16 protein-coding genes are annotated in these 23,968 nt (G+C 76.2%); 9 read left to right on the top strand and 7 right to left on the bottom strand.

All coding sequences use genetic code 11. The annotated features are described in order from the left end of the window. Window positions 1–65: 65 nt before the first annotated feature. Both ACZ462_RS08770 and zapE read right to left on the bottom strand, forming a co-directional pair. Window positions 66–491, bottom strand: a complete 426-nt coding sequence (locus ACZ462_RS08770) for an OsmC family protein (RefSeq protein ID WP_467806680.1) — start codon at window positions 489–491, stop codon at window positions 66–68. 67 nt (window positions 492–558) lie between these two features. Next, entirely contained in the window at window positions 559–1,560 is a 1,002-nt protein-coding gene (gene zapE / locus ACZ462_RS08765; protein WP_467806761.1) for a cell division protein ZapE, read from the bottom strand. A 144-nt stretch (window positions 1,561–1,704) separates the two neighbouring features. Here zapE and ACZ462_RS08760 point away from each other — a divergent pair, with 144 nt between their 5' ends. The 6 genes from ACZ462_RS08760 to ACZ462_RS08735 all read left to right on the top strand — a co-directional run bounded on the left by ACZ462_RS08760 (window position 1,705) and on the right by ACZ462_RS08735 (window position 5,863). Beyond that, window positions 1,705–2,505, top strand: a complete 801-nt coding sequence (locus tag ACZ462_RS08760; RefSeq protein WP_467806681.1) for a pyrimidine reductase family protein — start codon at window positions 1,705–1,707, stop codon at window positions 2,503–2,505. Between the two features lie 134 nt (window positions 2,506–2,639). Beyond that, entirely contained in the window at window positions 2,640–3,107 is a 468-nt protein-coding gene (locus tag ACZ462_RS08755; RefSeq protein ID WP_467806682.1) for an indole-3-glycerol phosphate synthase, read from the top strand. 99 nt (window positions 3,108–3,206) lie between these two features. Next, window positions 3,207–4,607, top strand: coding sequence for a UDP-N-acetylmuramate--L-alanine ligase (gene murC, locus ACZ462_RS08750; protein ID WP_467806683.1), 1,401 nt, complete (start codon window positions 3,207–3,209; stop codon window positions 4,605–4,607). Window positions 4,608–4,653: 46 nt separating this feature from the next. Continuing rightward, complete coding sequence (gene msrB / locus ACZ462_RS08745; RefSeq protein ID WP_467806685.1) at window positions 4,654–5,061, top strand: peptide-methionine (R)-S-oxide reductase MsrB; 408 nt, start codon at window positions 4,654–4,656, stop codon at window positions 5,059–5,061. A gap of 104 nt (window positions 5,062–5,165) precedes the next feature. After that, complete coding sequence (locus tag ACZ462_RS08740; RefSeq protein WP_467806686.1) at window positions 5,166–5,528, top strand: type II toxin-antitoxin system RelE/ParE family toxin; 363 nt, start codon at window positions 5,166–5,168, stop codon at window positions 5,526–5,528. Then, window positions 5,525–5,863 carry an XRE family transcriptional regulator gene (locus ACZ462_RS08735; protein ID WP_189809371.1) on the top strand — a complete coding sequence of 113 codons (339 nt, stop codon included), beginning with the start codon at window positions 5,525–5,527 and terminating at the stop codon, window positions 5,861–5,863. The genes ACZ462_RS08740 and ACZ462_RS08735 overlap by 4 nt, the downstream gene beginning before the upstream one ends. Before the next feature lie 129 nt (window positions 5,864–5,992). On the opposite strand, the gene ACZ462_RS08730 is transcribed toward ACZ462_RS08735, so the two are convergent. Beyond that, window positions 5,993–6,388 carry a helix-turn-helix transcriptional regulator gene (locus ACZ462_RS08730; protein WP_467806687.1) on the bottom strand — a complete coding sequence of 132 codons (396 nt, stop codon included), beginning with the start codon at window positions 6,386–6,388 and terminating at the stop codon, window positions 5,993–5,995. Then, complete coding sequence (locus ACZ462_RS08725; RefSeq protein WP_467806688.1) at window positions 6,385–7,020, bottom strand: helix-turn-helix transcriptional regulator; 636 nt, start codon at window positions 7,018–7,020, stop codon at window positions 6,385–6,387. The genes ACZ462_RS08730 and ACZ462_RS08725 overlap by 4 nt, the downstream gene beginning before the upstream one ends. Before the next feature lie 354 nt (window positions 7,021–7,374). On the opposite strand from ACZ462_RS08725, the gene ACZ462_RS08720 reads away from it, so the two are divergent. From ACZ462_RS08720 to ACZ462_RS08710, 3 genes are all read left to right on the top strand, one after another. Next, window positions 7,375–10,593: a type 2 lanthipeptide synthetase LanM family protein gene (locus tag ACZ462_RS08720; RefSeq protein ID WP_467806689.1), complete on the top strand. Its 3,219-nt coding sequence runs from the start codon at window positions 7,375–7,377 to the stop codon at window positions 10,591–10,593. Window positions 10,594–10,706: 113 nt separating this feature from the next. After that, window positions 10,707–10,937 (top strand): hypothetical protein, encoded by a 231-nt coding sequence (locus ACZ462_RS08715; RefSeq protein ID WP_467806690.1) that lies wholly within the window; start codon window positions 10,707–10,709, stop codon window positions 10,935–10,937. 91 nt (window positions 10,938–11,028) lie between these two features. After that, the gene (locus ACZ462_RS08710) at window positions 11,029–13,965 is read left to right on the top strand and encodes a helix-turn-helix transcriptional regulator (RefSeq protein WP_467806691.1); all 2,937 of its coding nucleotides are present in this window, start codon (window positions 11,029–11,031) and stop codon (window positions 13,963–13,965) included. 25 nt (window positions 13,966–13,990) lie between these two features. Here ACZ462_RS08710 and ACZ462_RS08705 read toward each other — a convergent pair whose 3' ends face one another. Genes ACZ462_RS08705 through ACZ462_RS08695 form a run of 3 tightly spaced genes read right to left on the bottom strand, consistent with a single transcriptional unit; the run spans window position 13,991 to window position 23,892 of the window. Further along, complete coding sequence (locus tag ACZ462_RS08705) at window positions 13,991–15,298, bottom strand: MFS transporter (RefSeq protein ID WP_467806692.1); 1,308 nt, start codon at window positions 15,296–15,298, stop codon at window positions 13,991–13,993. A gap of 30 nt (window positions 15,299–15,328) precedes the next feature. Continuing rightward, window positions 15,329–16,588 (bottom strand): cytochrome P450, encoded by a 1,260-nt coding sequence (locus ACZ462_RS08700; protein ID WP_467806694.1) that lies wholly within the window; start codon window positions 16,586–16,588, stop codon window positions 15,329–15,331. After that, window positions 16,585–23,892 (bottom strand): amino acid adenylation domain-containing protein, encoded by a 7,308-nt coding sequence (locus tag ACZ462_RS08695; RefSeq protein WP_467806695.1) that lies wholly within the window; start codon window positions 23,890–23,892, stop codon window positions 16,585–16,587. Before ACZ462_RS08695 ends, ACZ462_RS08700 begins: the two co-directional genes overlap by 4 nt. Between the last annotated feature and the right edge of the window lie 76 nt (window positions 23,893–23,968).

Here is a 23,968-nt window from a genome sequence, read left to right as displayed (position 1 = left end):
ACGAGCCGCACCCATACGAGCCGCACCCGGGCGACCGCGCCCCGCGCCCCGGCGGTCGGCCGCCGTCAGGCCAGCTTCGCGCTCAGCGTGATGGTGGTGCCCGTCAGGGCCTGGCTCACCGGGCAGTTCTTCTTGGCGTCCTGTGCGGCCGCCTCGAAGCCTTCCGCGTCCAGGCCGGGAACCTCGCCCTCCACGCTCAGGTGAATGCCGGTGATGCCCTCGCCGGGCTGGAACGTGACGTCGGCCTTGGTCTCCAGGCGGGTGGGCGGGGTGCCCTTGCCGGCCAGGGCGTGCGAGAGGGCCATCGAGAAGCAGCTGGAGTGCGCGGCCGCGATCAGCTCCTCCGGGCTGGTCTTGCCGTTCGGGGCCTCGGCCCGGGCGGGCCAGGAGACGTCGTAGGAGCCGAGACCCGAGGAGTCGAGGGTGACGGTGCCCTTGCCCTCCAGGAGGTTGCCTTCCCAGACGGTGTGTGCGTGGCGCGTGGTGGCCATGTTCTCTGTATCCCTTCGCGGATGGGGGAACGGCCGGGTGCCTCGTCGGCGCCCGGCGTCCCCAAACCTACTGGGACACCAGGGGTTTCGCGTCGCGCGCCAGCGCGGTGAGCCGGGAGATGGCGCGGAAGTACTTCTTGCGGTACCCGCCGTTCAGCATGTCGTCGCTGAACAGCCGGTCGAACGGGACGCCGGATGCCAGCACGGGTATCTCGCGGTCGTAGAGCCGGTCCGCGAGGACCACCAGGCGCAGCGCCGTCGACTGGTCGGGCACGGGGACCACGTCGGTGAGGCAGACGGCGGTGATGCCGTCGGTGAGGGCGCCGTACCGGCTGGGGTGGACCTTCGCCAGGTGTTCCAGCAGCCCGGGGAAGTCGTCGAGGCTCGCGCCGTCGGTCGCGTACGCGGCCTTGGCGACCTGCTCGTCGGTGAAGGGGGCGGGGGCTTCCGGCAGGCCGCGGTGACGGTAGTCCTGGCCGTCGATGCGCAGGGGCCGGAAGTGCGCCGACAGGCCCTGGATCTCGCGCAGGAAGTCCGCGGCGGCGAAGCGGCCCTCGCCGAGCTTGCCGGGCAGCGTGTTGGAGGTGGCGGCCAGGGCCACGCCCTGCTCGACCAGGCGGCTGAGCAGGGAGGACACCAGGACGGTGTCGCCCGGGTCGTCGAGTTCGAACTCGTCGATGCAGAGCAGCCGGTGTCCGCCGAGGGTCTGCACGGTCTGCTGGAAGCCGAGCGCGCCGACCAGGTTGGTCAGCTCCACGAAGGTGCCGAAGGCCTTCAGGGCGGGCTCGGCGGGGGTGGCGTGCCACAGGGAGGCCAGCAGGTGCGTCTTGCCGACGCCGTAGCCGCCGTCGAGGTAGACCCCGCGGGGGCCGGAGGGTGCGGCGGCCTTCGGCGCGCGGGCGAACCAGCGCCGCTTGCCGGAGCCGCTGGCGTGCGCGCCGCCCAGGCCGGCGGCGAAGCCGCCGAGGACCTCGACGGCCTGGGCCTGGCTGGGCTGGGCGGGGTCCGGGTTGTACGTGTCGAAGCGCACCGCGTCGAACCGCGGCGGCGGCACCATCTCGGCCACCAGCCGCTCGGCGGGGACGCGGGGCTCCCGTGCGCAGAGGGCCTGCGGGCCGGCGTCGGCGGCCGGGGGGCGCCCGTGGGTGGAACCGGCGGCGGAGAGTGATGTTGACACAGCTCTTAACTCTACGGGGCGTGGCACACTGCACCGATGCGACGCCTGTTCCCTGTGACCGATCAGACATCCCGCCCCGCGGACTCCGCCGGGCCCGCGGCCGAGGCCGGTGACCGAGAGTGGTCGCTGGACGAGCTCGCGGAGGCGTACGCGTATCCGCCGATCGGGCCGGACGGGCACTGGCTGAGGGCCAACATGGTCTCCACGCTCGACGGGGCGGCCCAGCACGACGGGCGCTCCCAGCCGATCTCCGGCGAGACCGACATGCGGATCTTCGGGACGCTGCGGGCCCTGGCCGACGTGGTCGTCGCCGGAGCCGAAACGGTTCGCCAGGAGGGGTACCGGCCGGCCCGCGCCCGTGAGGCGTTCGCGGCCCGCCGGGCGGCGGCCGGGCAGGGGCCGGCTCCGGCGATCGCCGTGGTGACCGCGGGGATGGACCTGGACTTCTCGCTGCCGCTGTTCTCCTCGCCGCTGGTGCCGACACTCGTCGTGACGGGTGCCGGGGCTCCGGCCGAACGGGTGGCGGAGGCCGAGCGGGCGGGCGTCGAGGTCGTCGTGGCGGGCGACGGGACGGCCGTGGACCCGGCCCGCGCGGTCCGCGAGCTCGCCGCCCGCGGGCTGCGCCGCCAGCTCACCGAGGGCGGGCCGCGGCTGCTGGGCCAGTTCGTGGCGTCGGGGGTGCTGGACGAGCTGTGCCTGACGGTGTCGCCGATGCTGACGGCGGGGAGCGCCCAGCGGATCGCCGGAGGGCCCTCCGTGGCCGTCCCGCACCGGTTCGCGCCCGCCCTCGTGCTGGAGGAGGCCGGGTTCCTCTTCACGAGCTACCGTCGGATCTGACAACGGGCGGAATTCCTCGTTCCGCTTAGCTCCCGGTGGGCACATATATCTGCGCCGCCCCGCGAGACAGCGGGGCAGGATGGTTTCCGCAGGGCCGCGGCCTGCCGCCGCCGCCCATGAAGGAGAGGGCGTCCGTGTTCACGAGCGTTTTGATGATCGAGCAGCCGCTGACCGCCGTCGACGTGGACTTCGTCACCACCCTGCACGGGGACGACCCGGTCTCCTTCATCGTGCTCATGCAGCCGAGGGGCGACCAGGACCGCCTGCTGCGCGCCATCGACGACGTCGCGCTCGGCGAGCTGCCCGAGGCGCTCCACGAGGCCGACGAGCCCGAGGGCGCGGCCGCCCTCGGGCCCGCCGAGCAGGCCCTCGCCCACTCCCTGGAGGCCCTGCGCAGAAAGGGCGCCACCGCCGTCGGCGAGATCGTCGAGGACCATCCCCTCGACAAGCTGAAGGACGTCGTCGAGGAGAAGGGCGCCGACGAGGTGATCGTCCTGACCGCCCCGCACTTCGTCGAGGAGTTCTTCCACCGGGACTGGGCCTCCCGCGCCCGCCACAAGGTCGGGGTTCCGGTGCTCAAGCTCTTCGCCCACAACGAATAGGCTGGCGTCCGACACGTTCGCGCCGGGACGGTCCCCCCGCACCTCCGGGGCCGGGCCGCCCGGCGCACCCGATCCGCCCGCACTTTGGGGAGAAGCCGTATGACGCCGCAGCCCGGCCTGCCGAACGCCATGGAACGCCCGCACTTCATCGGCATCGGCGGCGCCGGGATGTCCGGCATCGCGAAGATCCTCGCCCAGCGCGGCGCCGCCGTCGCCGGCAGCGACGCCCGCGACTCCGACACCGCCCAGGCCCTGCGCGCGCACGGCGCGACCGTCCACCTCGGGCACGCCGCCGCCCACCTCGCCGACGACGCCACCGGCGTCGTCGTCTCCAGCGCCATCCGCGCCGACAACCCCGAGCTGGCCCGCGCCGCCGAGCTGGGCATCCCCGTCGTGCACCGCTCCGACGCCCTCGCCGCCCTCATGGACGGCCTGCGGCCGATCGCCGTCGCCGGCACCCACGGCAAGACGACCACCACCTCCATGCTGGCCGTCTCCCTCTCGGCCCTCGGCCTCGACCCCTCGTACGCCATCGGCGGCGACCTGGACGCCCCCGGCTCCAACGCCCACCACGGCACCGGCGACATCTTCGTCGCCGAGGCCGACGAGAGCGACCGCAGCTTCCACAAGTACGCCCCGCAGGTCGCGATCATTCTCAACGCGGAACTCGACCACCACGCGAACTACGCCTCCATGGACGAGATCTACGAGTCCTTCGAGACGTTCGTCGGCCGGATCGTGCCCGGCGGCACCCTCGTCGTCGCGCACGGGCAGGCCGGCGCCGCCGAGATCGCCGCCCGCGTCCGCGGCCGCGACGGCCTCACCGTCGTCACCTACGGCGAGGAGCAGGACGCCGACGTCCGCATCGAGGACATCACCCCGCGCGGCCTCGCCAGTGAGGTCACCGTCCGCCTCGACGGCCGCACCCTCACCTTCACCGTCTCCGTCCCCGGACGGCACTACGCGCACAACGCCGTCGCCGCCCTCGCCGCCGGCGCCGCCCTCGGCATCCCCGCCGACGACCTCGCCGCCGCCCTCGGCAAGTACACGGGCGTCAAGCGCCGCCTCCAGCTCAAGGGCGAGGCCGCCGGCGTGCAGGTCATCGACTCCTACGCCCACCACCCCACCGAGATGGCCGCCGACCTGGAGGCCATCCGCGGCGCCGCCGGCGACTCCCGGATCCTCGTCGTCTTCCAGCCGCACCTCTTCTCCCGCACCCAGGAACTCGGCAAGGAGATGGGCCAGGCCCTCGCCCTCGCCGACTCCTCGGTGGTCCTCGACATCTACCCGGCCCGCGAGGACCCGATCCCCGGCGTCACCAGCGAGATCATCATCGCGGCCGCCCGCGCCGCCGGCGCCGACACCACCGCCGAACACGACAAGGACGCCGTCGCCGACGTGATCGCGGGAATGGCCAAGCCCGGCGATCTCGTTCTCACCATGGGCGCGGGAGACGTCACGGACCTGGGACCGGCGATCCTCGCCCGCCTGGCGGGCTGAGCCGGGCAGACAGGGCCCACGGGCCGGACGAGGGAGCGGAAGAGTCATGGCGTACGAGGTCGAGAAGACGGACGAGCAGTGGCAGGCGGAGCTGACGCCGTCCGAGTACCAGGTGCTGCGCCTGGCCGGCACCGAGCCGGCGTTCCGCGGCGAGTACACCGACACCACCACGGCCGGTGTCTACACCTGCCGCGGCTGCGGCGCCGAGCTCTTCCGCTCCACCGAGAAGTTCCCCTCCCACTGCGGCTGGCCGTCCTTCTACGACCCGAAGGACTCCGACGCCGTCGAGCTGCGCGCGGACACCTCGCACGGCATGGTCCGCACCGAGGTCCTCTGCGCCCGCTGCGGCTCGCACCTCGGGCACGTCTTCGAGGGCGAGGGCTACCCCACCCCCACCGACCAGCGCTACTGCATCAACTCGATCTCCCTGCGCCTGGTCCCGGCCGGGGACTGAGACCCACGCCGCTGGGCCGGCATCCCCACACGAGTGATGTAGCGGGCATCTGAGCCCGAAAAGTTAACGCTTGCGTTAACTTCGCGCCCATAGGTCAATGGAAAGTGATCCTCGTCGCGGAAGTGGCGACGTGGTTCGACGAGCTGGTCGAAACGGACTGGGAAAGTGCCGAGCAGGTAGAGGATGCCATCGACGCCTTGTCGATGCACGGCCCCACTTTGGGCCGTCCGCTCGTGGACCGGATCAAGGACGCAGAGCAGCACCACATGAAGGAGCTGCGGCCTGGTTCGTCCGGGACGAGCGAGATCCGGATTCTGTTTGCGTTCGACCCGGTGCGCAGGGCGGTTCTGCTGGTTGTCGGCGACAAGGCGGGCAACTGGCAGCGCTGGTACGACGCGAACATTCCACTTGCAGAGAAGCGCTACAAAGAGCATCTCGCCGAACTCGACTCCAGGGAGTACGAATGAGCACAGTGAGCTGGGAGGAGACCAAGCGCAAGGCCCGCGAGCGCCGGGAGGCCGCCGGGCTGCGGGTGCGGTCCCAGGAAGAGAAGCAGGCGGCCATGGACCGGTTGATGGCCGAGGTCCGGGCCTGCCGGCTCGCAGAGATCAGGCAGGAACAATCTCTGAGCCAGAAAGACGTCGCCAAAACCATGGGGGTGTCGGCGCCGCGGGTGTCGGCCATCGAGCACGGTGACGCCGACCGGACCGAGGTCGCCACTCTTCGGTCCTACGTGGAGGCGCTCGGCGGTCGGCTGAGGGTTGTCGCGGACTTCGGGGACACCGAATACACCGTCGCCTGAACCTCGGAACCCGCTCGCCGAGCGTGGCGGGGTCCACGCCGAGGTGCTCGGCGCCCGTGGCGGGTCGCACCTCGGCCGCGTCGTCGAAACGGAGCGCATCCCACCCCGTCGAGCGGGGCTGAGCGTCGGTCAGATCAGGCTGTGGCGGACCGCGCGGGCCACCGCGTGGGCGCGGTTGCGTGCCTGGAGGCGGGCCATCAGCTCGTACACCACGTTCTTCACCGTGTGCTCCGAGCAGGACAGGGTACGGGCGATGACCGCGTTGCCGTGGCCCTCCGCCATCAGCGTGAGGACCGCGGTCTGCCGGGCCGTCAGCCGCGGGACGTCCGCCCCCGCCGGGCGGGCCGCCGGTGCGGCGGCGGACTCCGCGGACGGCGCGGCGGCCGCCCCGAGCAGGCGGACCAGGGCCGGGTACGGCATGCGGCCGTCACCGGCGAGGCGCAGCAGGTCCCCCCGGTCCGCCGGGGCCCCGGCGGACCCGGTCGGCGCGGGCAGCGGGCGGGAGAGTTCCGCGACGGGGCTCACAGGAGGCCCACCCGGAGGGCGTAGGCGACCGCGTGGGCGCGGTTGCGGAGGCGGAAGCGCTGGGTGATGTCGTGGACGACGGTCGTCACCGTCCGCGGGGAGTAGCACAGCTGCTTGGCGATCTCGTTCGTCTCGTGGCCGTCGGCGACCAGGCGCAGCACGCTGCGTTCCCGCTCGCTCAGGCCGGGTGCCGCCCAGCGGTCCGCGGCCGGGCCGGCCGCGGCGGTGGCGGCGCCGTGCCCGCCGGGGCGTTCCAGCAGCCGGTCCAGGAGGTCGGGCGGCAGCGTGCAGTCCCCCCGGGAGGCCGCCAGGACGGCCCGGGCCAGCGCGGAGGCGTCCGCCTCGCGTCGGCGCAGCAACCCGCGGGCCCCGGCCGCTATCGCGTGCAGGGCGCCCTCGGGGTCCAGTTCGCCCGCCACGAGGACGACATCGGGGCGGGACGGGGCGTCGCGGACGGTGCGCAGCACGTCCAGCTCCGGTCGGCCGACCCGGTCCACGGTCATGACCACGACCCGCGGCTCGCGGCCCCGCGCCGCCGGGGCGAGCTCGGGGCAGGCGAACAGGGTGCTCTTCGTTCCGGCTTCCAGCACGGGGTCGAACGCGACGACGTCGACAGGGACGGGTTCTCCCACCTGTTCCTCCGTTGATCACCCGCCGCCCGGGGTGCCGGGCGGCGGAAAGGGGCACTGCACCCAGGCTGCGGCCGGCCCGCCGGGAACGGCATCGGGCCGGGGCCCCCACATTCGTGGAGGACGGCGGCGGAAGGTGCGGATCCTGTGAAGGCCGCAGCGCCGCAGGTCGGACCGGCCCCGGTCGGACGGGTGCACGGGTGCACGGAGTCGGTACGCCGCCTCTGCCCCCCCCGGGCCGGGCCCGCCGCGGCGCCCCGTACGGGCGGTGCATGCGCAGGGCGGGCGGACGGCTCCCCGGAATATGGGGGCACGGCCCCCATGTGCGCGCGCCCCGCCTCTGCGAGGTTTCTTCCCGTGACCGACACCGCCACCACCGCCGCCGCAGCAGACCGGGCCGGGGGCCTCGACCCCGCCTGGTGGGCCCGGGCCCTGAACCTCCGGGAGCGGCTCGCCGCCCCCGGAGCCCCCGCACCCGCACCGGCCGGCGCCCCGAGCACCCGGCCCGCCTCCTGGTCCCTCGGGGACGCGGCGGGCTTCGCATCCCGGCTGGCGTCCCTCGGGGTGGCGGAGGAGGCGGCGTACGCCCTCGCGGCGGAGGAGCCCGCCCGGCTGGCCGCCCGCGCCGGGGACGCCCCGGCCTGGGCGCGGTACGCCGAGCAGGTGGTGGCCTCCCTGCCCGCGGACGCGGACGGCACCCCGGGCCGCGCCCCCCGGGCGGACCGGGAAGCCGGCGGGGCCGCGGTGTTCCTGCCGGTGCTTGCACCCTTCGTCGGCCCCGCCTGGGCGGAGGCCGCGGCCCGCACCGGGGCCGTGCCCGGCCCCGGTGAACTGGCCGTGTTCCGGGCCGCGTTCGAGGAGTCGCTGGGGGACCGGCTGGTCCGGCAGGCGGCCCGCACCCTCGTCCGCGAACTCCACCGGGCCCGCACCGCCGGCCTGCTGGCCGGGGCGACGCCCCAGGACCGGTTCGCGTCCTTCACCGCCCGGCTGGGCACCCGGCAGGGGCTCGCGGAACTCCTCGCCCGCCACCCGGTCCTGGCCCGGATACTCGGCCAGACCTGCGCGCACGCCGCCGCGGCCGCCGCCGAGCTGCTGGACCGCTTCGCCGCCGACCGGCCGCTGATCGTCGCCGGACTGCTCGGCGGAGCCGACCCGGGCGCCCTGGCCCGCGTCGACCTCGGGCGGGGCGACGCCCACCAGCAGGGCCGCTCCGTCGCCCTGCTGCACTTCGCGGGCGGCGCATCCGTCGTCTACAAGCCGCGCCCCCTCGCCCAGCACCTGCTGCTGGACCGGGCCGTGGAATGGGCCAACGGCAAGGTGCCCGGACTCGGCCTGCGCACGCCCCGCACGGTGCACGGCGCCGGCTACGGCTGGCTGGAGTTCATCGGGCACCGCTGGTGCACCACCCCCACCGAGTTCGACCGCTTCTACCGCCGCCAGGGCGCCCTCCTCGCGCTCCTGTACGCGGTCGACGGCGCGGACATGCACTACGAGAACGTCGTCGCCTGCGGCGACCAGCCGGTCCTGGTCGACGCCGAGACGCTGCTGCACTCCGGCCTGCCCGAGGCCGTCACCTGCGGCAGCGACCCGGCCGCCGACGCCCTGGCCGCCTCGGTGAACCGCACCTGCCTGCTGCCCAGCCTGCTCATCGGCGACCACGGCGCCATGGACATCTCCGCCCTCGGCGGCGGGGACGGCGGCGCCTACCCCAGCGACGGCCTGCACTGGGAGGCCGCCGGGACGGACCGGATGCGGCTGGCGCGCGGCCCCGTCGCCACCGCCGCCGGACTGAACCGGCCCGCGCCGCAGAGCCGCAGCGCCGGACACGCCGTGCACCGGGCGGCGCTGATGGAGGGCTTCCGCGCGGGGTACGACGCCGTCACCGGGCACCGGGCCGAACTCCTCGGCGGGCTGCTCGACCGGTGGGCGTCCGGCCCGGGGCGGCTCATCGCCCGCTCGACCCGGCTCTACACCACCCTGCTGGACGAGTCCACCCACCCGGACGTGCTGGGCGACGCCCTGGACCGCGACGCCGTGTTCGCCGTCCTGCGGACGGAGTCCGCACACGACCCGGTTCGCCGCAGGCTCGTCGAGGACGAGACCGCCGACCTGTGGTGCGGGGACGTCCCCCTCTTCTTCCACCACCCCGCGCACACCTGGCTGGAGACCTCCCGCGGGACCCGGATCGACGGGGTGCTGCCCGCGCCGGGCCTGCGCACCGTACGGGAGAAGATCGCGGCGATGGGCGAGGTGGACCGCCACGACCAGGAGTGGATCATCTCGGCGACGCTCGCCGTCACCGCGGCCCGCCCGGCCGGCGCCCCCGCCCGCCCGCCGGCCGCCGGGCCCGCCGGGCCGCCCGCCCCGGCCGCGCCGCCGGACCGGTCGCGGCTGCTGGCCGCCGCCTGCGGCCTCGCCGACGAACTGGCCGGCCGCGCGGTGCACGGCGCCGGCCGCGCCAACTGGCTCGGCCTGGAACAGGTCTCCGGGGACCACTGGGCCGTCCTGCCGATGGGCGGCGGCCTCGCCCAGGGGTACCCCGGCGTCGCCCTCTTCCTGGCCCAGCTCGGCGCCCTGACCGGGGCCGGGCGGTACACCGAGCTGGCCCGGCAGGCGGTGCGGCCGCTGCCCGCGCTGGTCTCCGTCCTGGCCCGCGACGCCGACCTGGCCGCCGCGGTCGGGCCCGGCGCCCTGGACGGCATCGGCGGCATCGCCTACGCCCTGGCCCGCCTGGCCCCGCTGCTGGGCGACGGGCTCGCGGACTGCCTCCCCGACGCCCTCGACGCCCTGGAACGCGCAGCCCCGGCCGGCGGCGGTGACCTGCCCGCCGGCCTGGCCGACGGCCTCGCCGGAGCCCTGGCCGCCGCCGTCGCCGTCCGGCGCACCCCCGGCCTGCCGGGCGCGCACCGGGCGGCCGCGACGGCCGACCGCCTCGCCGACCGGCTCCTCGCGGAACTCAGGAAGCGGCCGGACGGGCCCGGGGCCGGCCCGGGGTTCGCCCGCGGCGACGCCGGGATCGGCTGGGCGCTGCTGCGCCACTCCGCCGCGGCCGGCTCCGGTGACGACCCGTACGCGACCGCGGGCCGCGCCCTGCTGCGCCCCGCGGTCGGGGAGGCGCTGCGCCGCCCCGACGGCCCCGGCTGGTACGCGGGCCTCACGGGCACCGCGCTGGCCGCCGCCGACACCCCGGCCCCGCTTGGCGTACCGCTGCCCGACGCGGCGCTCGACCGGTGCTCGGCCCTCCTCGGAACCCCTTCCGAGTGCCCCGACCTGAGCCTGCGCCAGGGCCTCCTCGGCCCGCTGGAGCTGCTCGCCCTGCTGGCCCGCCGCGGGCACGCCGACTCGGCGACCGCGCTCGGGCGCCGCGCCGGGGAGGCGCTGGCCCGGCTGGAGGACCGCGGCCGGCGCTGCGGCACCCCCGACCACGTCCCCTCGCCCGGGTTCCTCACCGGGCTGTCCGGGATCGGGTACGGCCTGCTGCGGCTGGGATTCCCGCAGGCCGTCCCCTCCGTCCTGCTGCTGGAGCCCGCCGGGCCGGCCACACCGGGCCGGGGGGCCGGCCGCCCGGCCTGCTGACCCACCCGCACCACCGCGCACCACCACACCACCTGTACCGCCCGCACCAGTCGCACCGATGACACCGCCGGCACCACCCCCACCCCCAGGCAACGGGAAAGGTACCCACCACCATGCAGAAGCCCCAGGCCCACGCCGAGTCCGCCTCCGCCGCCGAGGCGGCCGCCGTCGCTCCCGCCGCCGGGGCGCACGCCGAGGACCCGGCCGGCGGCATCACCCTGTCGGGGCGGAACAGGGCGTGCGCCCGGGCCCGGGCCCTGGCCGGCGCGGTGCTCACGAGCGGCATCGTGATCACGCTCAGCGCGATGGACACGAGCGTGTCCGGTCCCAACGCCACCTGGTGACCGGATGCGGTCGGGCAGGCGCCCGTTCCGCTCGTGAAACGGCCAGCATTCGCCGCACATCGCGCCGTTGCCATCAACTAGATTGCGGTTCATGCGCTCCCGTTCGCGTCACCTCGTCGGTCGTGACCCGCAGCTGCGGGAGATCAAGCAGGCGTTGGCCGACGCGGGCGAAGGGCGCGGCGGCGTCGTCTTCCTCGTCGGCGAGGCCGGGATCGGCAAGTCCCGGCTCGCCGCCGAAGCCGTCGGCACCGCCTTCGGATCGGGCATGCGCACGCTCCGGGGCCGGAGCAGCACCACCGGCCCCACCGTCCCTTTCCGGCCACTCACCGAAGCACTCATGTCGCTCTTCCGGGGCGGGCTCCCGCTGGACGACCTGCCGCTCGGCCCGTACCGGCCCGCGCTCGGCCGGATCATCCCGGACTGGGCCGACGCGGCCGCCGGCACGACCGGTTCGATGGTCGTCCTCGGGGAGGCGGTGCTGCGGCTGCTCCTCGCCACCGGCCGCGAGCACGGGCAGCTCCTGCTCCTGGAGGACCTGCACGACGCCGACCCCGAGACCCTCGCCGTCGTCGAGTACCTCGTCGACAACCTGGAGTACACCAACGTCGTCCTCCTCGCGACGATCCGCACGGAGCCCTGCGACGCCCTCGACATGGCGGAGGCCGCACGCCGCCGCGGCACCGGCACCGTGCTCGAACTCGCCCCGCTCACCCGCCCCGAGGTCCGCGCCGTCATCGCCTCGCAGCTCGAAACCGACCCCGCCCTCGTCCCCGAGGCCGCGCTGGACCGGCTGTGGGACGACAGCGCCGGCAGCCCGTTCCTCGTCGAGGAGCTCCTCCAGGGCATGGTCGGCTCGGGCGCCCTCGTCCCCGGCGACGACGGCTGGCGGGTCGTCGGCGACCTGCGCAGCGACGTCTCGACCGCCCTCGCCCGCGGCATCCTGCGCCGCATCGACCGCCTCGGCCCGCAGGGCCTGACCCTGCTGTCCGCTGCCGCCGTCATCGGGCGGCGCTTCCCGCTGTCCGTGCTCCAGCGGATGACCGGCACCGGCGACCGCGACCTGCTCAGCCACCTCCACGCGGGTGTCGCCGCCCAGCTCGTCGTCCCCGACGAGCCCGCCCCCGACTGGTACGCCTTCCGCCACTCGCTCACCGCCGAGGCACTCCTCACCCAGCTGACGCCCGCCAACCGGGCGGCCATGTCAGGCCTGGCCGCCGACGCCGTCCAGGCCCTCCACCCCGACCTCGACGGCGACTGGTGCCCCCTCGTCGCACAGCTCCGCTCGCAGTCCGGCGACGACGCCGAGGCCGGGCGGTTGTTCACCGACGCCGGCCGGCGCGCCCTCGCGGCCGGCGCCATCGGCTCCGCCGTCACCCTCCTCGGCCGCGCCGAACGCCTTCTCGCCGGCACCCGGGACGCCGCCGCCCGCACCGACGCCCTGGAAGCCCTGCTGCCCGCCCTCGCCGAAGCCGGCGACTTCGACCAGGCCTTCGGCTTCGCGGAGCACCTGCACACCCTCGGCGGCAGCGGCCTCGACGCCCCGCGCCTCGCCGCCCTCCACACCCGCCTCGCCAAGGTCGCCCACACTGCGGGCCGCTGGGAGGACGGCAACAGACAGATAGCGCGGGCCAGATCGCTCCTGGCCCGCCAACCCGACGAGCGCACCGCGGCCTCCGTGGACGTCGCCGCCGCCTACCTCGCGCTCGACACCCCCGGCCCCGACCGCACCCAGCTCGCCGAGAAGCTCGCCGACTCCGCCCTCCGCGCCGCCGAGCGCCACAGCCTCGCCACCGTCGCCTGCCAGGCCTTGGAACTCCTCGCCACTCTCGCCCGCGAACGCGACTTCGACGAGGCCACCGCCCTCCTCGAATCGGCCCTGCACACCGCCGAGCGGCACCGGCTGCCCCTCCAGCGCATGTACGCCCTCACCCGCATCGGCGGCAACAACTGGCTCACCGGCGGCGACACCGGCCCCCTCCTCGCCGCCCGCGCCGAGGCCCAGCGCCTCGGCTCCGCCACCATCGTCCACACCGTCGACGGCATCATGATCCTCGACGCGGTCCTGCGCGCCCGCTTCGCCGAGGCCGCGCAGGCCGCCGAGGAGTGCCTGGCCGTCGTACGGCGCCTGCGCCTCGCGCCCGCCGCCCGGTACGTGCTGATGGCCCGGGCCGCGCTCGCCGCCCACCGCGGCGACCGCCCCGCCATGGAGCAGGCCCTCGCCGCCTTCGCCGAGTGGGACGGCGCCGGCTCCCAGGAGGAGCCCCTCACCCGCGGCCTCGCCGGCGCCTTCTGCGCCCTGATGGAGGAGGACCGGCCCGGCGCGGTACGCGAACTGCGGGCCGCCGCCGAGCTGGAGGACTCCAACCCCACCACCTACTACCTCGCCGGCCGCTACGGCATCGGCCTGCTCCTCGACGTCCTGTCCGGGACGGCCGGCCGGCCCGCGTACGAGGAGATCGCCGCCACCGCGCCCGGCCGCATGCGGTGGAACCGGCAGTTCGTCCTCCTCGCCGGCGCCGTCCTGATGGGCCGCGAGGGCCGCCCGCAGGAGGCCGGCGCCGCCGTCGCCGAGGCCGCCCGCACCGCCGAGCCGTACGCCACCGCCCTCCACCTCGGGCTCCGGCTCGTCGCCGACGCCGCGCACGAGGACGGCTGGGGCGAGCCGGTGGCCTGGCTGCGCCGCGCCGAACAGCACTTCCACCAGGGCGGCGTCACCGCCGTCGCGGGCGCCTGCCGGGCCGGGCTGCGCCGCATGGGCGCCCCCGTCCACCAGCGGCGCACCGGCTCCGCCCGGATCCCGGAGGAGCTGCGCTCCCTGGGCGTCACCGTCCGCGAGTACGAGGTCCTCCAGCTCCTCGCGGACCGCCTCGGCAACAAGGACATCGCGGACCGCCTGTACATCTCGCCCCGGACGGTGGAGAAGCACATCGCCGCCCTCGCCGCGAAGACGGGCCGGCCCACCCGGGCCGGCCTGTGCGAGCTGTCCGCCGCCCTCTCCGGCCCGGCCCGGCTCCCCGCCCGCCCCTGAGCACGGGCCGGGAGCCGGGCCGCCGTCAGCGCATCGCACGGACGGGCTTCGAGGCGAGGATCCCCGCCGCGGTCAGCACCAGCACCACCGCCGTCAGCGCGAACATCGGCGAGGTGCCCGACGCGGCCAGCGCCCCGCACGCCACCAGGGACAGCGGGGCGACCGCGTACCCGATGACCATGTCGACGGCGATGACCCTGCTGAGGACCGAGCCGTGGATGTTGCGCTGGATCCAGCTCAGCCCGAACACCCCCTGGAAGCCCATCCCGAAGCCCATCGCGAGGACCGCGGCCACGGCGCCCGCCGCCGAGTCCACCACCGCCAGCAGGCCGGTGCCGAGCGCGAGCCACCCGGCCAGCGCCGCGATCAGCAGGCCGACCCGGGGCCGCCCGCCGACCGCGCCGCCCGCCAGGGTGCCGAGCATCGCCCCGCCCGCCAGCGCCGCGTTCAGCAGCCCCAGGGTGGCCGAGCCGCCCTCCAGGTCCACCTTCGCGAGGGTGGCGAACCCGACCGTGAACGGGCCCGCCTGGCAGAACGTCACCGCCGCGTCCACCACCAGGATCGTCCGGATCCGGGGATCCGCGAACGCATACCGCAGCCCGGCCCGGATGCGCGCCCCCAGCGCGTCCCCGGCCGCCTCGGGCACGGCAGGCCGGTCCTCCGCGTCCTGCGCGGCCGGCGCGGCCGCGTCCGGCCCGTCCACCGCCTTCTCCTCCGGCGCCGGGCGGGGCCGGGGGCGGACGCCCGCCACGCACAGCGCGCACAGCGCGAAGCACACCGCGTCGACGAGGAAGGCCACCGAGGCGTCGCTGAAGGCGACCACCATGCCGCCGACCGCCGGCCCCAGCACGGCCGCGACCTTCGTGCCGACGGCGAGCAGCGCGTTCGCCGGCGCCAGCAGCTCCGCGTCGACCACGGACGGCAGGATCGACGCGCGGGCCGGCTGGAAGAACGCGTCCACCGAGCCGAACGCGGCGGCGGCGCAGCACAGCATCCACAGCGTCAGCGTCCCCGTCAGCCCGGCCACGCCGACGCCCGCCATCAGGACGGCCCGCGCCCAGCCGGAGAGCACCATCAGCGTCCGCGGGGACCACTTGTCGCTGAGGGAGCCCCCGACCAGGGTCAGCAGCGCCCGCGGCACCGCCTGGAAGGCGAGGACGGAGCCGAGGGCGAGCGTCGACCCGGTCAGCCCGAGGGTGATCCAGGAGAACGCGATGTAGCTGAAGCCGTCGCCGAGCAGGGACAGCGACTGCCCCAGCCACAGCAGGCGGAACGAGGGCAGCCGGGCCGGGGCGCGCAGCCGCGCCCCCGCGTCCGCCAGAGTGGAAGCCATGGTCGACCTTTCGCAGTGCGGGGGAGCGGGTCAGTAGCGGACGGGCAGGGCCGTCAGCGCGCGGTTGAGGAGGGACGGCTGCCAGGCGGGCGGCCGGTCGCCGGCGAGGGCCAGGCCGGGGTAGTCGCGTACGAGGACGTCGACGACGGCGACCGCGATCAGCCGGGCCAGCGCGGCCCCGATGCAGAAGTGCGCGCCGAAGCCGAAGCCGAGGTGCGAGGCGCTGCCGCGCAGGACGCTGAACCGGTCGGGGTCGGCGAAGCGCTCCGGGTCCCGGTTGGCGGCGGCCGTCACCAGGAACATCCGGTCGCCGGCCCGGACGCCCCGGCCGTCGAGGTCGAAGTCGCGGGCGGCGGTGCGTATCGACATCTTCGACGGGCCGTCCCAGCGGAGGCCCTCCTCCACCGCCATCGCCACCCGAGACGGGTCCTGCCGGACGGCCGCCAGCTCCTCCGGGTGCTCCAGCAGGGCGAGGACCGTGTTCGCGATCAGGTTGCTCGTGGTCTCCCCGCCGGCGAACGCCATCTGGGTGAGCATCCCGACGAACTCCTCCTCGGTGACCGTGCCGCCGATCCGGCCGCCGGCCAGGACCTGGCTGATCAGGTCGTCCTGCGGATCGGCCCGGCGCTCGCGGACCAGGCCCGCGAGGTAGTCGTCCAGGCTGACCAGCGACCGCAGGGAGGTGCGGTACTCCCGCTCCTCCTGCGCGGCACCCAGGACGAGGTCGCCGACGCGGGCGTTCCAGTACCAGAAGGACGGGCCGTGCGCCTGCGGGACGCCCAGCCAGCGGGCGAAGACCAGCGCGGGCAGCGGCCGGGCGACGTCGGCGAGGAGGTCGCCGCTGCTCCCGGGGACGGCGCGCCGGGCCAGGACGGCGCGGGTGGCGCGCTCCACGAACGTCCGGTAGCGGCCGATCGCGCGGGCGGCGAACTGCTCCTGGAACACCTGCCGCAGCCGCCGGTGCTGCGGCGGGTCGTTGAAGACCATCCAGCGCGACAGGATCGCGAAGGCCCGCTCGGCGTCCTCCCGGGCGCCCTCGGGGACGGCGTCCATCAGCGGCCCCACCCGCTCGGCGGAGACGGCCGGGTCGCGCAGGCAGTGCATCAGCGGCGCGTGCCCGGTGACGAGCCAGGCGCGGTGCATGGCGCTCCAGTACACCGGGTCGTGGTCGCGCAGGGCGTTCAGATAGCCGTAGGGGCGGGCGTTGACGGCCGGGTCTAGTAGGTAGCGCTCGGTGAAGCCTCCCGGCCGGGGCGCCGCGGCGGGTGTCGTGGTGGTCATCGTCGTCATCGGCGGGCCTCCGCGCGGATCGTGGTCAGCAGCGCCGCGGTCCTGGCGGCCAGCGGCTCGGACATCAGGGACATGTGGTCGCCGTCGGCGACGTGCACGGTCAGGCCGCCGCGGGCCAGCGCCCGCCACCGGTCGACGTAGGCGCGGCGGCCGACGTCCAGGCCGGGCATCGGCTCGTCCTCGGGCAGCCCGGCGGAGAGGCCGCTCAGCACGAGGTGGACGCGGCCCGGGTAGGGGCGCGGCTCGTAGCCGGCGAGCGCGGTGAGCAGCGAGTGCCACACCTCGACCGGGGCGTCCTGCGCGAGCCCGGCCTCCGTGGGGCTCATCCCGGCGCCCAGCAGGGCGGCCGTCAGCTCGGCGGCGGTCCGGTCGCGTTCCGCCGACGGCGGGAGCGCGCGCAGCCGGTCGCGCAGCCGCAGCGCCTCCCGCAGGTCGCCGCCGACCTTCGCGAGGCGGCCGCGGGAGCCGGGGTTCGGCAGGTACGGCTCGATGAGCACCAGCGGGTCGACGGCGCGGCCGGCGCCGTGCAGCTGCGTGGCGACCTCCAGGGCCAGGTTGGCGCCCATGGACCAGCCGAGCAGGTGGTACGGGCCGCTCCCGCCGGAGGCGGCCAGCTCGGCCGCGTAGTCGGCGGCGATGCCGCCCACCGTGGTGGCGTCGACTCCGCCGAGCAGGCCGCGCGCCTGGAAGGCCATCACCGGGGAGCCCGCCGGCAGGGCGCGGGCCAGGGGCACGTACCAGGCGGCGCTGCCGCCCGTGGGGTGGACGCACCACAGGGGGGTGCCGGAGCCGTCGCGCAGCCGGACCGCGGAGGCCGGCTCCCGGGCGGGGGCGGCCGTCCCCGCCGTGTCGATGCGGGCGGCGAGCTCGGCGATCGTCGGCAGCTCGACCAGGTCCCGCACGGTGACGGGCAGGCCGAGGGCGGCCGCGCGGGCGCCGACCCGGACCGTCGACAGGGAGCTTCCGCCGATCCGGAAGAAGTCGTCGTGGACGCCGACCTCCGGCAGGCCGAGGACCGCCTGCCACACCTCGGCCAGCAGCCGCTCGGTTCGGGTGCGCGGGGCGGCGTACGGGGCGTCGCGGTGCAGGGCGCCCCCCGCCGGCAGGGGCAGCGCCCGCCGGTCGACCTTGCCGCTGCGGTTGACGGGGAAGCCGTCGAGGAAGACGAACAGGGCGGGCACCATGTAGCCCGGCACGGAGGCCCGCAGCCCCTGCCGGAGCGCCTCCGCGGACGGCGCGGCCCCCGGCCCCGGCACCACGTACGCGACGAGCGCCGGCTCGCCCGGCAGGTCGCCGCGCAGCAGGACCGCCGCCTGCCGCACCCCGGGCAGGGCGCGCAGCGCGTGCTCCACCTCGCCCAGCTCGATGCGGAAGCCGCGCAGTTTGACCTGGCTGTCGCGGCGGCCGAACAGCTCGACGGAGCCGTCGGGCCGCAGCATGCCGATGTCGCCGGTGCGGCACAGCCGCTCGCCGGGCGCCCCGTACGGGTCGGGGACGAACGCGGCGGCGGTCGCGGCGGGCCGGCCCACATAGCCGCGGCCCACGGGCAGGCCGCCGATGCAGATCTCGCCCGGCACGCCCACCGGCACCGGCTGGAGGTGCTCGTCGAGGACGTGCACCCGGGAGTTGCGGACGGGCCGGCCGACCGGGGGCCGCCGCCCGTCCGGTGCCAGGCGGGCGTGCAGGTTCCACACGGAGGTCTCGGTGAGCCCGTACACGTTCAGGAAGCGGCGGCCGCGCGCCCAGGTCCGGGCCAGCCCTGCCGGGCACGGCTCGCCCGCCACCTGGAGGACCCGCAGGTCCGGGTAGCGGTCCTCGCCGAGCACGGCGAGGGCGGACGGCGGCAGGACGGTGCCGGTGACGCCGTGCCCGAGGAGCGTCGCCGACAGGTCCGGGCCGGGCCGCAGCGCCTCCTTCGGCGGGGTGCACAGGCGGGCCCCGTTCGCCAGCGCCCACGCCAGCTCGTACACGCAGGCGTCGAAGCCGATGGACGCGAACTGCAGCACCCGGTCGGAGGGCTGCGGGGCGAAGACGTCCCGCTGGGCCTCCACCATGTTGGCCAGGTTGCGGTGGGTGAGGGCGACGCCCTTGGGGGTGCCCGTCGAGCCGGAGGTGTAGATGACGTACGCGGTGCCGTCGGGGTCCGCGGCCGGCAGCCCGGCGGCGGACGGGGTGCCGGGTGCGCCGTCCGGGGCGTCCAGGAGGAGCCGCGGCCCGTCGAACGGGACGGCGTCCGCCGTCGCGGACTGCGCGAGCAGCACCCGCATCCCGCTGTCCCCGGCGATGAACGCCAGCCGCTCGGCCGGGTGCTGCGGGTCCAGCGGGAGGAACGCCCCGCCCGCCTTCAGCACGCCGAGCACGGCACGCACCAGGTCCGGCCCCCGCTCCGTGCAGATCCCGACCAGGGTCTCCGGCCCGACGCCGAGGCCGCGCAGCCGGTGCGCCAGCGCCGTCGCCGACGCGTCCAGCGCCGCGTACGACAGCTCCCCGCCGGAGTGGGCGACGGCGACCGCGTCCGGGGTGCCCGCCGCGTGCCGTGCGACCAGCTCGTGGAAGGCGAGCGGGGTGCTGGCCGCGGCCGGGCCGTGCGCCCACTCGCCGAGGACGCGTTCCCGGGCGGCCCCGGTGAGGGCGGGCGGCGCCACCGCCGCCCCCGGGTCGGCGACCATCGCCTCCAGCACCGCGCACAGCAGGTCGGCGAGCTGCTCCGCGGTCTCCGGCGCCACGTACGCCGAGTCGGCGTCGAGGGCGAACGCCTCCACGCTCGCGTTGACCACCAGCGGGAACAACGTCCGGGAGATCTCCGACGACCCGTCCCACGTGTCGCCGGACAGGCGGTGGAAGTTGACGTAGTTGAACACGGCCTCGACCAGGCCGGGCTCGCCGGGCCGCAGCTGCTGGAGCCGGAACAGCGGGACCCGCCGGTGCGGCATCATCTCCTGCTCGGCGGCGAACACCGCACGCACGTACTCCAGCCAGCTGCCCGCCGGCCGCGCCACGCCGAACGGCACGGTGTTCAGGAACAGTCCGCGCATCCGGTCCGCGTCCGGCAGCTCCGGCCGGCCGTTCACCACCAGGCCGACCGAGTGCCCGGCCGCGGCGGCGTCCCGCTCCGCGAACAGGCCCATCGCATGGTGGAACGCCGTCAGCAGGACGGTGCGCCGCGGCACCCCCGCCCGCCTGGCGAGCCGCCCGAGCGGCCCGGCGAGCCGGCCCAGGGAGCGGACCGCCTCGTGCACGGCGGCCGCCGGGGCCCCCGGATCGGGCTCCTGCCGCCGGAACCGGACCGGCCTCAGGTCGGCGAGGGCCGCCTGCCAGTGGTCCAGGGCCGCCGCGTCCTCGGACGCGGCCCGCTCCAGGGCGACGTACTCGGCGAACCGGGGCGCGGGCGGCAGGGACGGGGCGCGGCCCTGCGCGACGGCCTGCCGGTGCAGGTCGAGGAGGTCGGCGACCAGGGAGGTCAGGCTCCAGCCGTCCAGCACCACGTGGCAGTCGGTGAGGGTCAGCATCAGCTCGCTGTCGCCGGTCCGGTGCAGGTGGATGCGGACCAGCGGCGGGGCGGCCAGGTCGAAGCGGCGGGCGAACTCCGCCTCAGCGAAGGCGTCGAGCTCGGCCCGCTGCTCCTGCGGGCCGAGGCCCCGCAGGTCGGTGACGCCGACGGGCAGGCGGGCGGTGCGGTGCACCAGCTGGAGCGGCTCGCCGAAGGAGACCAGGTCGACGGAGGAGCGCAGGATGCCGTGGGCCTGCACGACCGCGTCGGCCGCCGCCTGGAAGGCCTCCGGGTCGAAGCCCTCCTGAACGGTGATCTTCAGGGTGGTGACGTTGTGGTAGGCGCCCCGCTCCGGGTCGGCCAGCATCTCGTGCAGCATCCCCGCCTGGAGCAGGGTCAGCGGGTACGCGTCCTCCAGCCCCTCGGGCAGCCGTGCCGCGTCGGCCGGGTCCAGCAGCGAGAACGGCGCCGTCTCGGCCGGCCCCGCGCCCTGCACCGGCACCGCGAGGCGGGCCAGGTCGGCGAGGGTGCGGGCCCGGAACACGTCCGCCACGCTCAGCGCGAGGCCGGCCGTGCGGGCCCGCCCGACCACCCGCAGGGCCAGGATGGAGTCCCCGCCGAGGTCGAAGAAGTTCGCGGTGCGGCCGACCCGCTCCGTGCCCAGCACCTCCGCCCAGACCGCGGCCAGCGCCTCCTCGGCCGCCCCGGCCGGCGGCTCGAAGCCGGCGGCGGGCGCGGCGCCGGCCACAGCGGCCGCGGTGAGCGCCGCCCGGTCGACCTTGCCGTTCGCGGTGACGGGCAGCGCCTCGTGCCGCACGAACAGCGCGGGCACCATGTACGACGGCAGCGCCAGCCCGAGCCGGGCCCGCAGGTCCGGCGCGTCCAGGGGCCTGCCCTCGGCCAGGACGACGTGGGCGGCGAGCCGGGCCCCGCCGTGCCCGTCGGGCCGGGCCACGACCGCGGCGTCCCGTACGCCCGGCAGGGCGCGCAGGGCCGTCTCGATCTCGCCGGGCTCGATGCGGAAGCCGCGGATCTTCACCTGGTGGTCGGCGCGCCCCACGTACGCCAACTGCCCGTCGGGCAGGACCCGTACGAGGTCGCCGGTGCGGTACATGCGGCTTCCGGCGGGCCCGAACGGGTCGGGCGTGAAGCGCTCGGCGGTCAGCGCGGGCCGGCCCAGGTAGCCGCGGGCGACGCCGCCGCCCGCGACGTACAGCTCGCCGACCGTCCCGCGGGGGGCCAGCCGGCCGGACCGGTCGAGGACGTAGCCGTGCTGCCCGGCGAGGGGGCGGCCGATCGGCGAGTACACCGGCGCGACCGTGTCCGCCGCGGTGATCGTGCGGTGGGTGACGTGCACGGTGGTCTCGGTGATGCCGTACATGTTGACCAGCGCGGGCCGCTCGCCCTCGGGGGCGGCGAACCAGTCGCGGTAGTCGCGGGCGTCGAAGGCGTCACCGCCGAAGACGACGGTGTGCACGGCGAGTTCGGCGAAGGTGCGGCCCTGGTCGGCCATGTGCGCACGCAGGCCCTTGAACGCGGCGGGCGTCTGGCTGAGGACGGTGACCCGGTGGTCGCGGAGGGCCGCGTGCACGGCGGCGGGGTCGCGGACCTCCTCCTCGGTCAGGACGACCACGCTGCCGCCGGAGGCCAGCGGGCCCCACAGCTCCCAGACGGAGAAGTCGAAGGCGGGGGAGTGGGCGAGGGTCCACACGTCGCCGGGCCCGAAGGAGAAGTGCCGGTCCGCTGCGTCGAACAGCCAGGCGGCGTTCCCGTGGGTGACCTCCACGCCCTTGGGGCGGCCGGTGGAGCCGGAGGTGTAGATGACGTAGGCGAGGCTGTCCGGGCCGGGGGCGACGGCAGCCGGGTCCGCGGGGGCGGTGTCCGCTGCCGCCGGGTCGCCGGGGTCGGGCAGCGCGACCACCTCGACGCCCAGGCCCTCGACGGCCGCCCGGCCCGTCTCGTCGGCGACGACCCACCGCACGCCCGCGTCCGCGACCGTGAACGCCCGCCGCGCCTGCGGGTGCGCCGGGTCCAGCGGCAGATAGGCGGCCCCCGCCCGCCACACCCCGAGCAGCGCGACGGCCAGGTCGACGGAGCGGGCCAGGCACACGCCGACCGGCGAGTCCGGGCCCACCCCCGCCGCCCGCAGCCGCCGGGCCAGCGCGGTGGCCGCCGCGTCGAGCTCGCCGTAGGTCAGGACCCGGCCGCCGCCCCGCACGGCGACCGCCCCGGGCGCGCGCCGCGCGTGCTCGGCGAACCGCTCGGGGACCGGGCGCGGCGCGGGCCGGGCGGGCTCGTCCCGCGGGGCCCGGTTGGCCGGCCCGTCGGGGCCGAGGAGCTCGGCGGTCTCCTCGCGGGTGAGGAGTCCGACCGCCGCGAGCGGGATCGCGGGACCGCGGGTGAAGGCCTTCAGGACGGCCTCGGTGTGCGCGGCGAGCCGGGCCACGGACTCCTCGTCGAACAGGTCGGGCCGGTACACGAACCGCAGCGCGGCCCGGCCCGCGCCGGCGTCCTCGTACAGGTCCAGCGTCAGGTCGAACTTGGCTGTGGCCAGGTCGACGGGGACCGGCGTGCCGGCCGTGGCGCCGAGGGCGTAAGGGCCCTCCTGCCCGCCCGGCGTGTGCGTGAACAGCACCTGGACGAGAGGGTTGCGGGACAGGTCCCGGTCGGGGCGCAGCTCCTCGACGACCCGCTCGAAGGGCAGGCCCTGGTGCGAGAGGGCGCCGAGGACGCTCTCCCTGGTACGCGCCAGCAGGTCGCCGGTCGTGGGGTCGCCGCCGAGGCCGGTGCGGATGACGAGGGTGTTCACGAAGAACCCGACGAGCCCCTCGGTCTCCGGGCGGTCGCGGTTCGCGGTGACGGTGCCGACGGCGATGTCGTCCTGGCCGCTGTGGAAGCCGAGCGCCGCCTGGAACGCGGCCAGGACGGTCATGTACGGGGTGGTGTCGGCCCGGCGGCCCACCTCGTCGAGGGCGGCGGCCAGTTCGCGGGGCAGCTCCCGCGTGTGCACGGCCGCGGTGTGGGTGCGCGTCGCGGGGCGGGGCCGGTCGGTGGGCAGTTCGAGCGGGGCCAGTCCGGCGAGGGTGTCGCGCCAGTAGGCGAGGTCGGCGCTCTCGTCGCGGCCGCGCTGCCAGACCGCGTAGTCGAGGTAGCCGACGGCGTCCGGGTCGGCGGCGGGGGCCGGCGCGCCGCCGGTGCGGGCCCGGTAGAGGGCCCGCAGGTCGCGCAGGAGCAGGTCGAGGGACCAGCCGTCGCAGACGATGTGGTGCAGGGCGAGGACGAGGACGTGGTCTTCGGCGGCGACCCGCAGGAGGGTCGCCCGGAAGGCGGGCCCGGCGGCGAGGTCGAAGGGCCGCACCGCCGCCTCGTGCACGGCCGCCGCGACCGCGGACTCGCGGTCGGCGCCCTCGGCGTGGGAAGGGAGGTCGACGGTCGCGAGGCGGACGCTGCCCGGCGGCAGAACCTGCTGCCTGGGGACGCCCTCGGTCTCCGTGAACACGGTGCGGAGCTGCTCGTGCCGCTCGACGAGGTCCCCGACGGCGGCCGCGAGCGCGTCCGCGTCCAGCGGGCCGGCGAACCGCCAGGCCGCCGGCACCAGGTACTCGGTGCTGCCCGGTTCGAGCCGGTCGAGGAAGTACAGGCGCTGCTGGGCGGCGGACAGCGGCGCGCTGTCGGGGCGCGGCTCCAGCCGGGGGATCCCGACCGGGACGGCCGCCCCCGCCTTGCCGCGCAGGCGGCGTTCGAGGAGTGCACGGGCCGCGGCGGAGAGCCCGCCGGACGCGGCGGGGGAGGACTCGGCCTGCGAAGTCGTCATGGGAGGTGCCGTCCAATCTCGTGCAGTGCGGAGGGGCTGCGCCGCCGCCGGATGACGTGTCCGGCCGGCGGCGACG

The sequence above is a fragment of the Streptomyces sp. NPDC031121 genome, from assembly GCF_055570615.1.
This window is presented reverse-complemented; position numbering and strand designations above follow the sequence as displayed.